A 13,130-nucleotide genomic window follows, 5' to 3' on the forward strand; every position below is an offset into this window, starting at 1 on the left:
GATAAGGCAGGAACCGGACAGCGTGAGAGAACTGGATATTGAAGAGGCGCGGGCCGGGCTGGCCGGGAATTACAGGAATATCGTGTATGTGTATTAACAATATTCCTGGGGATCCCTCAGCCCTACGATTGCCTGAGCGGGTTTTGTTGGACGCGCTACGCTGCAAAACGGCGTAGATTTGTGTATCCTTTGCCTGTTTTCCTTAACGAGTTTTCCCCCAATGAAAGAACAAGAAAAAGCCGAGATCAAACTTCTCAGCGATCAGCTAGATGCACTCAACCGCAAAGAAGCGCCGTTATTAGCGTCTGGCGATGCCGAAAAGCTCGGTGAACTGCTGCGTGAAAAAGAGAAGCTGGAGCTGGAAATTGAGCGCCTGCGCGGTGTGCGCACCGAAAAGCTGAGCAAAGAAGCGCAACAGTTACAGAAGCTGGGCTTTAGCCGCGAAATTACCAAGAAAGAACAGGCCAACATGGGCGCATTCAAGAAAAGCGTGCGCGGCCTGGTTGTGGTGCACCCAATGACCGCGCTCGGACGTGAGATGGGACTGAAAGTGATGACCGGCTACGCGAAGCAGCCGTTCTGATCCTGGGTTACGCGGCGTGTGAGACGTCGCGTATGATGCCCGCCGCCTGATGAACTTGTTCATTCAGACTGTCCAGCAAGGCATAGCGACGGCGATATTCGGCGCGCTTCTTGCTGGCAATCTCTTCCAAATCTTTACGCTCCGCGCGTAACGGCAACGCAAACAGCTCATCAGCACGCGCCATGCCCCCTAACGACAACCAGAATTCGCTGTAGCTGGCAAAGAACTTGTCACTTTTGCTGTGACGATAGCGCAGGCTGCGGAATACGTGCGTGGTATCGCCAACGGCGGTTATCGCCTCCACGCCACACAGTTGCGCCAGATTAAATACCGCTTCCATTAACAGACGTTTCGGGAATATGCCGTGTGCGGCTTTCGTGGCATCGCGAATCACATCGTTGGAAATATGTTTACGCGGCCCCTGCAATCCACCAATTAATAACGTGCGTTTCTGCTGTTCCTGAATAATCGAAAAGGAAAGTGAAGCAATTAACTGCGCTTCATAATGCAATTCCAGAGTAATTTCGCCTTCACGGTCAAAACGGCCTGGACAGCAGTGAATGACAAATGACTCATCATTTTTGCCGCTCAAAATAGCCAGCAGATTATCGCCCGGACTCTGCAATAAGTGGCGCAAAGCCGCACTATCCAGCCGGTCCATCAAGGTGTAGTGATCGATGATCGCCTGCGCGCGCTGTGCCACGCTGAAGCCTGCACGCAGGTAGGGGCGATGCGGTTTTGCTGGCAGCAAACCCTGAATGGTTAACAGCTGCGGCAGCGCAGACAATTGCGCTAACTGCTGCAGATAATTAAAGGTAGTAACCGGAAATACCAGCGACCTTAAGGCAAATTTCGCGCGAAATCTCCCGCTATTCCATAACTTATTTGGTCTGAACTTTCCGCTTATTAATGGCAAAAACAGTGGCGCAGACGAATCATTATTCGTCACAGAAGTCGTGATAGTAGACATGGTTATTTAGGCTATGCGAGACAAATTAGCGCTACTATATGCCCCAAATTATCAACGGAAAGTTAATAGCTTTCGCTGCGTAATCATCATGCCTAAAAATATTCTGGTCGTTTAGCCAGGGTTTATAAAGGCGAAAAAAAACCGGTGAGCAAGTCACCGGTTAGCCAGGTTGTGGACTTTTGCCTGAGCTTACTTAGCAGAAGCGAAACGCGCTGCTGCTTCGTCCCAGTTCACCACGTTCCAGAAAGCTTTGATGTAATCAGGACGTTTGTTCTGATACTTCAGGTAGTAAGCGTGTTCCCAAACGTCCAGACCGATAATCGGGAAGCCTGAAACGCCTGCAACAGCTTCACCCATCAGCGGGCTGTCCTGGTTTGCGGTTGAAACCACAGCCAGTTTGTCGCCTTTTTTCACCAGCCACGCCCAGCCTGAGCCGAAACGAGTGGTGGCAGCTTTCTCAAACTCAGCCTGGAAAGCTTCAACGCTACCGAAATCTTTTTCGATGGCCGCTTTCAGGTCGCCCTGCAGCGAGGTGCCCAGCTTCAGGCCTTTCCAGAAGAAGCTGTGGTTGGCGTGGCCGCCTGCGTTGTTACGCAGTGGACCTTTTTTGTCTGCTGGCAGCTGATCCAGTTTGGTGATCAGCTCTTCTACCGGCAGGTTTGCGAATTCGGTACCTTCCAGCGCGGCGTTAGCGTTGTTAACGTAGGTCTGGTGGTGTTTAGTGTGATGGATTTCCATCGTCTGCTTGTCGAAGTGCGGTTCCAGTGCGTCGTATGCATACGGCAGGGATGGCAGTGAATAACTCATGTTCATCTTCTCCATTTAGTGTTTTGCAGCACCACCTCACTGGGTGTGCCGCGTAAGCAGTCGGATCATTATAGTTAAAAACATGATCCGTAAAAGGGTTATCAATGCCTTAGAATTGATAAGGATTTGATGAATCTGGGAAAAGGTGCGCACATCGCGCTACACCTTGTGGGTGCTGGCGCGCAGTTTGAGCTGCACCGGTAGCTCATTGATGGCCGGCGGTTCATCACCCCTGAGCGCAGCCAGCAGACGTTTGCCCGCCATGCGCCCCATCTCTTCATACGGCAGCACAATGCTGGTAAGCGGCGGTGAACACACTGCGGCTAATGGGCCGCCACCGATGCTGGCAATCGCCAACTGGCTAGGAATGGCGATCCCCGCCGCATGGCACGCCATGATCGCGCCGCAGGCAACTTCATCGCTGGTGCAAATCAGCACATCCAGTTCCGGCCAGGTCAGGCGAATCTCCGCCAGCAGATTATGCCCTGCGGCAAAAGTCGGCATCCTCGGTGACGTCACCACGCGGTGCGGCGCCTGATTCATTGCCAACATGCCGCTGTGCCAACCATTTAGCAGCTGACGAAAGATGGTGTTGTTACTTTGGGTGCACAGCAACCCAGGATTACGATAGCCGCGCTCTACCAGGCTTTGCACCAGCTGGCGGATCGCTTTGGCGTAATCGACTCCAATGCTAATGCCTGCCGAATCCTGATGTACGCCGCCAATATCCATCACCGGCAGGCCGGAATTGCTCAGCAGACGATGCGCTTCCGCCGCGTTATCGAAATTGAAATGCACCATCGCCGCCGGATTATAGGAAAGCAGCATTTCGATCAGCTGGCTCTCTTCGGCGGCCGAATGGTTGGCTTCCGCCAGCATCATGTTGTAACCCTGCGGTCGCAGCACCTCTTGCAGCGCCTCCGACACAATCGCACTGCCCGGTGTGGCAAATGAAGGCACCACCATGGTAATCAGGCGTGATGTCGCCGACGCCAGATTACTGGCCTGCACGTTTGGCACATACGACAACTCAATAACCGCAGCATCAATTTTGGCGCGAATTTCAGGCGAAACCTTCTCCGGCATGCGCAGCGCGCGCGACGCGGTCATGGTGCTGACGCCCACCAAACGGGCAACATCGGCCAGGGTACTTTTGCCGGTACTGCGCCGTCGCTTCTCTGCCATTCCAGCTCCTATGTCTGCCCTTCATCATTCAAACTGCAGGTGCGTTGGCTGCGTTTCGAAGTATGAACGGCATTATTTATTACTTATGCTTTTTGCCAGGACGCAGCTTAAAACCAAATCTGTTAACGCGCCATGTGTAAAACCACAGATTCGGGCATCCCTTGCCCATAGATCTTTTCAGAATGGTTGAGCATGTCAGTTGCTTGCAACCAAGACAAACGCACAGCAAGGAAATGTTAGCGATAACACGTTTTTTAACAATAACTGTGTTAGCGCTAACTTTTGCGACAATCATCACAGAAAACGGGCGATAAAATAACCTACATTGCACTCCATCGACGTATAAACAGGAATTTCTGATGCTCACCCAATGGCTAACCCCACAACATATTCGTGTAGTCGAGCAAGTCAGTGACTGGCAGGAAGCCGTGCGTTTATCGGCAGAGCCCTTGCTGGCCGAAGGAGCGATCGGCCCGGCTTACCTCGATGCCATCTTCACCTCGCACGCAGAGCTTGGTCCTTATTACGTGCTGGCTCCGGGTCTGGCAATGCCGCATGCCCGCCCGGAACAGGGTGCGCGCAAAAACGGCCTGTCGCTGCTGCACGTTAAAAATGGCGTGAGTTTTCAGGCTGATGAAAACGACCCGGTTTATGTCGTCATCATGCTGTGTGCGGTATCTGGCGACGATCATATTCAGATGATCACCGCATTAGCGGACGTATTCAGTGACGAATCCCGCCTGCAGCAACTGCTGTCGGCTTCTACCCTGCCAGCGATTGAAGCTGTCATTCAAAGTTAATCACCAGAGAACCCTACGATGAAAAAAGTCCTGATTGTGTGTGGCAATGGTTTAGGTAGCAGCTTCATTGTTGAAATGAATGTGAAGAAGATTGTGGCGGAATTAGGTAAAGAAGCTGAAGTTGGCCACACTGATTTAACCTCAGCTAAATCTGAACATGCTGATTTAATTATTGCCGCGAAAGATATTGCCGATCAATTATCCGGGCACAGTGCGAAAGTGGTTGGCCTGACTAATTTGCTGGATAACGCAAAAATCAAAGAAATTCTGGCTGACAATATTTAAAACCCAAAGTCATTCGAGGCGCAGAAAGTGGCAAGGCTGTAAATCCTCGGGAGCTTACTTAAGTAAGTGACTGAGGTGAGAATATGCAGCCAACGCATCTGTAGCTGGAAGTATCAAGGGTATGCTCACCATGGAGTAAGTTATGCTGCAATTTATAATTAAGGATGTTCTTGGAACACCCGCTATACTTGTCGGCCTTTTTTCCCTGTTTGGTTTATTACTGCAAAAGAAACCGGTCTCTGATGTTATTTCCGGCACGCTTAAAACCATCATGGGTTTTGTTATTCTCATCGCCGGGGCCAATTTAATTGCGGCCACGCTGACCATCTTCAGCCAGCTGTTTGAGCACTCGTTTAATATTCAGGGTGTCGTGCCCAATACCGATGCGATGGCGGCGCTGGCGCAGAAAAGCTACGGCACCGAAACTGCGATGATCATGGTGTTCGGCATGCTGGTGAATATTCTGCTGGCGCGTATCACGCCGCTGAAATACATATTCCTCACCGGCCACCACACGCTGTATATGTCGGCGATGCTGGCGGTGATTCTGTCGGTAGGCGGCGTGCACGGCTTCTGGCTGGTGGTGATCGGTTCACTGATTCTCGGCACCATGATGGTGGTGTGCCCGGCGATTCTGCAGCCGTTCACCCGCAAAATCACCAACTCTGACGATCTGGCGCTTGGCCACTTCGGCTCCACCGGTTATCTGCTCTCCGCGCTGGTGGGTAAAGTGGTCGGTAAAGGCAGCCCGTCGATTGAAGAGCTGAAGGTGCCGAAAACCCTCAACTTCCTGCGCGACTCCTCGGTAGCGATTTCGCTGACCATGATGATTCTGTTCATCGCGCTGGTGTTGGTGGCGGGTAAAGCGTTTACCGAAAGCATCAGTGGCGGCCAGAACTACATTGTGTTCGCCATCATCCAGTCAATTACCTTTGCGGCGGGCGTTTACATTATCCTGGCCGGTGTACGCATGGTGATTGCGGAAATCGTGCCGGCCTTTAAAGGCATCGCCGATAAGCTGGTGCCCAACGCCAAACCGGCGCTGGATTGCCCAACCGTGTTCCCGTTCGCACCGAACGCGGTGATCATCGGATTCCTGTCGAGCTTCTCTGCCGGTTTGATCAGCATGTTCCTGTGCCCGCTGTTAGGTCTGAGCGTGATCGTTCCCGGCCTGGTGCCGCACTTCTTCTGCGGTGCTACCGCTGGCGTCTACGGCAACATTACCGGCGGACGTCGTGGTGCGGTGATCGGCGCCTTTGTGCAAGGCCTGCTGATCTCCTTCCTGCCAGCGATTCTGCTGCCGCTGATGGGCGACCTCGGCTTCGCCTCTACCACCTTCGGTGATGCGGACTTCGGCATTGTCGGTATCGTGCTCGGCCACATTATTTCGTTCTTCCATTGATGTCATCAACAGCGCCTGCGGGCGCTGTTTTTGTAATGAGGAAAAGTTATGAGAGCAAAATTTTCGCCGTCATTAATGTGTATGGATCTCACCCGCTTCCGCGAACAGGTTGAAGCGATGAATAGCACCGCTGCGTTTTATCATGTCGATATTATGGATGGCAGCTACGTCAAGAATATTACCCTGTCGCCCTTCTTCATTGAGAACCTGCGTAAAATTACCGATGTGCCGATTGACGTACATTTAATGGTGAATCATCCGGAAGATATTATTCCGATGTGCATTGAGGCGGGCGCAGACATTATCAGTTTCCATCCAGAAACCGCCAACAATAAAATATTTCGCCTGCTAACGCAGATTAAAGAAGCCGGTCGTCGCTGCGGCGTAGTTTTAAATCCGGCCACGCCGGCGGAAAGTATTCGTGAATATGCCCATCTGCTGGATAAAGTGACGGTGATGTCGGTGGACCCCGGTTTTGCCGGGCAGAAATTTATTCCAGAAACCTTAAATAAAATTCGCCAGCTGATCGCGATGCGTGCAGAGCACGGTTACCACTATCTGACCGAAATTGATGGTTCATGCAATGCGCGCACCTTCAGGCAGATTGCGGCATCGGGCGTAGATGTGTTTATCGTGGGGACGTCTGGATTATTTAATCTGGATGACGATGTAGCGCAGGCATGGCAGAAGATGGAGAGCATTTTCGCCGCAGAAACCGCTGCTTAAATACAAGCACATAACGTAGCGGCGCAATTTATTGCGCGATAAATCGCGCCGCTACAAAAATGTGCGCAATCTATGCTCAGCTATCGCCCCAGCTCACTCAGCGACTTATCCAGCGCACCCACCAGCCAATCGATATCCGCTTCCTGGAACGCCAATGGCGGACGCAGCTTCAGCACGTTGCCGTAAGGGCCTGCAACTGACGTCAGCACGCGGTGCTCACGCAGTTTCTCAATCAAATCCAGCGCCAGCGCTTTATCCGGCGTTTTGCTGGCGCGGTCTTGCACCAGTTCGAAACCAATAAACAGCCCGGCGCCGCGCACGTCGCCAATTGATTCATGACGATCCATCAGTTTCTGTAATTCGCTCAGCAGCTTAGCCCCGACTACGCGGCTGTGCTCCTGCAAGCCCTCTTCTTTAATCACCGTTAACACCGCCTGCGCTGCGGCCATCGCTACTGGATTACCGCCAAAGGTGTTGAAGTAAGGAATTTCATCGCTAAACGCGGCCAGCACATCACTTTTCGCCAGCAGGCCCGACACCGGAATGCCGTTGCCCATTGGTTTGCCGGTGGTGATCACATCGGGCACCACGCCGTGACGTGCAAAGCCCCAGAACGCATCGCCAGTACGACCAAAACCGGGCTGCACTTCATCGGCGATGAAAATCCCGCCGTTGGCATGTACCACATCGACGGCTTTCTGCAGGAAACCGCGCGGGTTCGGCAGCACGCCATCGGAAGAGAAGATGGAATCTGCGAGGAAGCCGGCAAACTTGATGCCGTGCGCTTTCATATCATTGATCTGCTGCTGGATTTCATTGGCAAACCATTCGCCGAGATCCGGTGCATTAACGCGATAAGCATCCGGCGGCGACACCAGACGCGTGGTCGCAGCTAATGGTTGTCCGCTGCCCAGCGCCGGCGAAACGCCCGACGTGAGATCGCTGGTGCCGTGATAAGCCTCTTGCGACACAATAATGCCGGTACCGCCGCTGAAGGCGCGCGCCACGCGGATCGCCAAATCGTTGGCTTCCGAACCGGTACACATGTACATCGCGCGGTCAATAGCCTCTGGCGTGGTGGCCAGCAGCTCTTCGGAGTAATCGAGAATGCGTTCGTGCAGATAGCGCGTATGGGTATTCAGCATCTTCATCTGCTGATTCACCGCCTCAATCACCGCCGGATGGCAGTGACCAATGCTGGCCACGTTGTTGTACACATCAAGGTATTTGTCGCCCGCGGCATCCCACAGATATTGCCCTTCGCCACGCACTAAATGCACCGGCTTGCGATAAAACAGGCGATACGACTCGCCCAACACTTTACTGCGCTTATCGGTTAGCTTGCGGGTCGCCGCATCCAGACCGTCGGCGTGCTCAGCACGAAAACTGTTGGTGTCCATGATGGTAGAACGTGTAGCCATGGTAACTCCCGTTGCGAAGGTGAAAGGGGTGCATGCGAAATCGCCGTTTGGCCCTATCATGCCTGCTTTAATAACAAATGCAACCAAATACACAAATACAACCAAATACACATGACGGCGTAATGACACTCAGGTAAGCTTAGGCCCAGGTTGAACACGCCACAGGGAAAAGTCATGCTGCAGGAAACTCGCTTACACCGCATTCGCGCGCTGCTGACCACGCAACATCAGGTCAGTACTGAACGCATCATCAAAGAGCTCGGTATTTCGCGAGAAACCGCACGGCGCGACATGATTGAACTGGAAGCGCAAGGATTTGCCCGCCGTGTGCATGGCGGTTTGGTGGCGGTCGATAGCCAGCCTGAGCCACCGCTGCAGGTACGTCGCAACGCGCAGGCGAAAGAGAAACGCGCGATTGCCGCCGCCGCGGCGCAACATCTGCAACCGGGCCAAACGCTGTTCCTGGATGCCGGCACCACTACCACCATGCTGGCGGAAGCACTGCGTAGCATGTCGGGTTTAACCATCATCACCAACAGCCTGCAGGCTGCACTGGCGCTCAGCGCAGCTGATGAGCATGAAACGTTGAATAATCAGGTTATTTTGCTGGGTGGCATGATGACGGCGGGCGCACAGCAAACGCGCGGAGAAATGACCATCGGCGAGATTTATCGCTATCGCGCCGATATAGCGCTGCTTTCGCCGGTCGGCATCGATGCCAAAAACGGTGCCAGTAGTTTTCATCCCCACGAAGCCGCGATTGCCCGCGCCATGGTGCATCAGGCGAACCGCACCTTTTTACTGGCGGATCACAGCAAGCTCGGTGTGATTAGCCGTTCGGTGTACGCACCGGTTGCAGAGGTCGATCTGCTGATTTGCGACGGCGGCCCGGCAAAACCCGGCGCGCTGGCAGCGCTGCAACAGGTATTGCCGCAGGTGCAGGTGGTTTAACGCAGACGCTGCGGATGGCTATACACCGTGGCGCGTCCCGGTTTACTGAAGCCAACCAAGGTTAAATTGCAACGCTCAGCCACCTCAACGGCGAGCTGGGTCGCAGCCGAAACCGCAAACAGAATCTCCACGCCGCACATGGCGGATTTCTGCACCATCTCATAGCTAGCGCGGCTGGAAACCAGCACCGCGCCCTGCTGCCACGGTTGTTGGCTACGATTGCCGAGCAGTTTATCCAGCGCCACGTGGCGGCCAACATCTTCGTAGCCGCCCTGCAGCTCACCCTGCGGCGACATCCATGCCGCCGCGTGCGTACAGCCGGTGAGGTTGCCGATCGGTTGATAGTCGCGCAGCTGCGCCAGGCCCTTATCAAGATTGGCCAAATCAAAAGTTTGCGTGAACGGCAGCGGCTGCAGCGGCTTGCCAATTTGATCGAGTTGCTCCACGCCACACACGCCGCAGCCGGTACGACCGGCCATCGCACGGCGCTGCTCTTTCAGCGCCATAAAGCGGCGGCTGGAGAGCTCAATCTGCACTTCAATGCCATTGCAACCTGGCACCACATCCATGCCGAAAATCTCGTTGGGCTTATCGATTATCCCTTCAGATAAAGAAAACCCCAGCGCAAACGCTTCGAGATCGTTGGGCGTCGCCATCATCACCACGTGCGAGATACCGTTATACACCAGCGCGATCGGCACTTCCTGCGCCAGCCAGTCACTTTCCGCGTCGTCGATAGTACCGCGTTGCCACACCTGCGATTGCACCGCACCTGAGATCTTATTCACACTCTCGTTACATTCTGGCTGATTAGCTTTCACTTTTTTCGTCTCGCGCAACAACCACATTAAAGCTGTGGTAATATTTGGCCGCTATTGTCACAAGTTTAGTCGGGTCATTCTTGCCCCATACATCGCAAGAATATAGAGGGATGATAATCCATGAATGTCAGCCGAAGAAAATTCTTCAAAGTATGTGCTGGCGGTATGGCAGGGACAACGGCAGCACTGCTCGGCTTTGCGCCGGAAGTGGCATTGGCGGAAACACGACAGTACAAACTGCTGCGTGCCCGCGAAACCCGTAATACCTGCACTTACTGTTCAGTCGGCTGTGGCTTGTTAATGTACAGCCTTGGTGACGGCGCGAAAAACGCCAAAGAGACCATTTTCCATATTGAAGGGGATCCGGACCATCCGGTGAGTCGCGGCGCATTGTGCCCAAAAGGCGCTGGCCTGCTCGACTTTGTCCACAGCGACAGCCGTCTGCAATTCCCGGAATATCGCGCGCCAGGCTCAAATAAATGGCAGCGCATTAGCTGGGACGATGCGTTTGATCGCATCGCAAAACTGATGAAAGCCGACCGCGATGCAAACTTTGTCGCGCAGAACGCCGCAGGCGTGACGGTAAACCGTTGGCTCTCGACCGGCATGTTGTGTGCTTCGGCATCCAGCAATGAAACCGGCTATTTAACCCAGAAATTTACCCGATCGCTCGGCATGTTAGCGGTCGACAACCAGGCACGCGTTTGACACGGACCAACGGTAGCAAGTCTTGCTCCAACATTTGGTCGCGGTGCGATGACCAATCACTGGGTCGACATCCGTAATGCCAATCTGATCGTTGTGATGGGCGGGAACGCGGCTGAAGCGCATCCTGTCGGTTTCCGCTGGGCAATGGAAGCCAAGATTCACAACAAAGCCAAACTGATCGTTATCGATCCGCGCTTTACGCGTACGGCATCGGTCGCTGATTTCTATACCCCGATTCGCTCGGGCACCGACATCACCTTCCTGTCGGGCGTACTGCTGTGGCTGCTGCAAAATGACAAAATCCAGCATGAATATGTGCAGGCGTATACCAATGCCAGCCTGATCGTGCGTGAGGATTATCATTTTGAAGATGGCTTGTTCAGCGGCTACGACGAAGAGAATCGCAAATACGACAAAACCAGCTGGAACTACGAGCTGGGCGATGACGGCTTCGCTAAGCGCGATACCACGCTCACCCATCCACGCTGCGTGTGGAACCTGCTCAAGCAGCATGTCAGCCGCTATACGCCGGAGATCGTCGAACGTATCTGCGGTACGCCAAAAGCGGACTTCCTGCACGTTTGCGAACTGATTGGCGAAACCAGCGCGCGCGACCGCACCACCTCGTTCCTGTATGCGCTCGGCTGGACGCAACACTCGGTAGGTGCGCAGAACATCCGCACCATGGCGATGATTCAGCTGCTGCTCGGCAACATGGGCATGATTGGCGGCGGCATCAATGCGCTGCGCGGCCACTCCAACATTCAGGGACTGACCGATCTTGGCCTGCTGTCGCAAAGCCTGCCGGGTTACATGACCTTGCCGTCGGAGAAACAAGCCGACCTGCAAACCTATCTGGCTGCCAATACGCCAAAAGCGCTGCTGCCGGATCAGGTGAACTACTGGAGCAACTACCCGAAATTCTTTGTCAGCCAGATGAAAGCCTTCTTCGGCGATAAAGCCCAGGCGGAAAACAGCTGGGGCTTCGACTGGTTGCCGAAGTGGGATAAAGGTTACGACGTGCTGCAGTACTTCGAGATGATGTCGCAAGGCAAGGTCAACGGCTATCTGTGTCAGGGCTTTAACCCGGTGGCGTCGTTCCCGAACAAGCGTAAAGTGATCGCTTCGTTATCGAAGCTGAAGTTCCTGGTCACCATCGACCCGCTCAACACCGAAACCGCCACCTTCTGGGAGAATCACGACGAGTTCAACGATGTCGATCCGTCGCAGATTCAAACTGAAGTGTTCCGCCTGCCGTCCACCTGCTTCGCCGAAGAGAACGGGTCGATCGTTAACTCCGGCCGCTGGCTGCAGTGGCACTGGAAAGGCCAGGATGCGCCGGGCGAAGCGCTGAATGATGGCGAAATCCTCTCGGGGATCTACCTGCGTCTGCGTGAAATGTATGCGCGCGAAGGCGGTGCGCTGCCAGAGCAGGTGCTGAACATGAGCTGGAACTACAAAACGCCGGACAATCCTGCGCCAGAAGAAGTGGCGATGGAGAACAACGGTAAAGCGCTGGCCGACGTGTTCGATGACAAAGGCACGCTGCTGGTGAAGAAGGGCCAACAGCTCAGCACCTTTGCCCATCTGAAAGATGACGGCAGCACCAGCAGTGGCTGCTGGATTTTCGCCGGTAGCTGGACGCCGGATGGCAACCAAATGGCGCGCCGTGACAACACTGACCCAACCGGACTTGGCAATACGCTGAACTGGAGCTGGGCGTGGCCGCTCAACCGCCGCATCCTCTACAACCGCGCCTCGGCGGACCCGCAAGGCAATCCGTGGGATGCGAAACGCCAGATCCTGAAGTGGGATGGCAGCAAATGGGGCGGCATGGATGTGCCGGATTACAGCGCCGCCGCGCCAGGCAGCGATGTCGGGCCGTTCATCATGCAGCCGGAAGGTCTCGGCCGCCTGTTTGCGCTCGACAAAATGGCCGAAGGTCCGTTCCCGGAGCACTACGAGCCGTTTGAAACGCCGATTGGCACCAATCCGCTGCATCCGAACGTGGTGTCCAATCCAGCGGCGCGCGTGTTCAAGGACGATTTGGCGTCGATGGGCCAGGCGGAGCAGTTCCCGTATGTCGGCACCACCTATCGTCTCACCGAGCATTTCCATTACTGGACCAAACACGCGCGGCTCAACGCCATCGCGCAGCCGGAACAGTTTATTGAGATCGGCGAGAAGCTGGCCAACAAGCTCGGCATCGCGCAGGGCGATACGGTGAAAGTGAGCTCCAATCGCGGCTATATCAAAGCCAAAGCGGTGGTCACCAAACGCATCCGTCCACTGAACGTCGACGGCAAAATCGTCGATACCATCGGCATTCCGATTCACTGGGGTTATCAGGGCGTGGCGAAAAAAGGCTTTATCGCCAACACCCTGACGCCATTTGTCGGTGATGCCAACACGCAAACGCCAGAATTTAAGGCGTTCCTGGTCAACGTCGAGAAGGTGTAAGGAGAACGAAT

At 54.4% G+C, this 13,130-nt stretch carries 12 protein-coding genes; 7 read left to right on the plus strand and 5 right to left on the minus strand.

Features of this window, described 5'->3' with window-relative positions:
- Window positions 1-220: 220 nt before the first annotated feature.
- Window positions 221-583, plus strand: a complete 363-nt coding sequence (locus AC790_RS15480; RefSeq protein ID WP_007893377.1) for a YibL family ribosome-associated protein — start codon at window positions 221-223, stop codon at window positions 581-583.
- A 7-nt stretch (window positions 584-590) separates the two neighbouring features.
- Here the strand turns inward: AC790_RS15480 and AC790_RS15485 are convergent, their stop codons facing one another.
- The 3 genes from AC790_RS15485 to AC790_RS15495 all read right to left on the minus strand — a co-directional run bounded on the left by AC790_RS15485 (window position 591) and on the right by AC790_RS15495 (window position 3,545).
- The gene (locus tag AC790_RS15485; RefSeq protein WP_049852349.1) at window positions 591-1,553 is read right to left on the minus strand and encodes a VirK/YbjX family protein; all 963 of its coding nucleotides are present in this window, start codon (window positions 1,551-1,553) and stop codon (window positions 591-593) included.
- A gap of 189 nt (window positions 1,554-1,742) precedes the next feature.
- Window positions 1,743-2,360, minus strand: a complete 618-nt coding sequence (sodA, locus tag AC790_RS15490; protein WP_007893384.1) for a superoxide dismutase [Mn] — start codon at window positions 2,358-2,360, stop codon at window positions 1,743-1,745.
- 159 nt (window positions 2,361-2,519) lie between these two features.
- Window positions 2,520-3,545 (minus strand): LacI family DNA-binding transcriptional regulator, encoded by a 1,026-nt coding sequence (locus tag AC790_RS15495; RefSeq protein ID WP_007893387.1) that lies wholly within the window; start codon window positions 3,543-3,545, stop codon window positions 2,520-2,522.
- A gap of 359 nt (window positions 3,546-3,904) precedes the next feature.
- On the opposite strand from AC790_RS15495, the gene AC790_RS15500 reads away from it, so the two are divergent.
- The 4 genes from AC790_RS15500 to alsE all read left to right on the plus strand — a co-directional run bounded on the left by AC790_RS15500 (window position 3,905) and on the right by alsE (window position 6,758).
- Complete coding sequence (locus AC790_RS15500; RefSeq protein WP_007893389.1) at window positions 3,905-4,345, plus strand: PTS sugar transporter subunit IIA; 441 nt, start codon at window positions 3,905-3,907, stop codon at window positions 4,343-4,345.
- Window positions 4,346-4,363: 18 nt separating this feature from the next.
- Window positions 4,364-4,630 carry a PTS sugar transporter subunit IIB gene (locus tag AC790_RS15505; RefSeq protein ID WP_007893392.1) on the plus strand — a complete coding sequence of 89 codons (267 nt, stop codon included), beginning with the start codon at window positions 4,364-4,366 and terminating at the stop codon, window positions 4,628-4,630.
- A 142-nt stretch (window positions 4,631-4,772) separates the two neighbouring features.
- On the plus strand, window positions 4,773-6,032 hold the full coding sequence (locus AC790_RS15510) for a PTS ascorbate transporter subunit IIC (RefSeq protein ID WP_049852350.1): 1,260 nt from the start codon (window positions 4,773-4,775) through the stop codon (window positions 6,030-6,032).
- A 48-nt stretch (window positions 6,033-6,080) separates the two neighbouring features.
- Window positions 6,081-6,758 (plus strand): D-allulose 6-phosphate 3-epimerase, encoded by a 678-nt coding sequence (gene alsE, locus AC790_RS15515; protein ID WP_007893398.1) that lies wholly within the window; start codon window positions 6,081-6,083, stop codon window positions 6,756-6,758.
- Between the two features lie 80 nt (window positions 6,759-6,838).
- Here the strand turns inward: alsE and AC790_RS15520 are convergent, their stop codons facing one another.
- Entirely contained in the window at window positions 6,839-8,179 is a 1,341-nt protein-coding gene (locus AC790_RS15520; protein WP_049852351.1) for an aspartate aminotransferase family protein, read from the minus strand.
- 174 nt (window positions 8,180-8,353) lie between these two features.
- On the opposite strand from AC790_RS15520, the gene AC790_RS15525 reads away from it, so the two are divergent.
- Complete coding sequence (locus tag AC790_RS15525; RefSeq protein ID WP_007893403.1) at window positions 8,354-9,130, plus strand: DeoR/GlpR family DNA-binding transcription regulator; 777 nt, start codon at window positions 8,354-8,356, stop codon at window positions 9,128-9,130.
- Here AC790_RS15525 and fdhD read toward each other — a convergent pair.
- Window positions 9,127-9,951 (minus strand): formate dehydrogenase accessory sulfurtransferase FdhD, encoded by an 825-nt coding sequence (gene fdhD / locus AC790_RS15530; protein ID WP_049852420.1) that lies wholly within the window; start codon window positions 9,949-9,951, stop codon window positions 9,127-9,129. The two genes, AC790_RS15525 and fdhD, sit on opposite strands and share 4 nt — an antisense overlap.
- 120 nt (window positions 9,952-10,071) lie before the next feature.
- Between fdhD and fdnG the strand changes: the two genes are divergently transcribed.
- Entirely contained in the window at window positions 10,072-13,119 is a 3,048-nt protein-coding gene (gene fdnG, locus AC790_RS15540) for a formate dehydrogenase-N subunit alpha (protein ID WP_152929137.1), read from the plus strand.
- Window positions 13,120-13,130: the final 11 nt, after the last annotated feature.

Source organism: Pantoea sp. RIT-PI-b (assembly GCF_001187905.1).
In the GTDB taxonomy this organism is placed as follows: domain Bacteria; phylum Pseudomonadota; class Gammaproteobacteria; order Enterobacterales; family Enterobacteriaceae; genus Pantoea; species Pantoea nemavictus.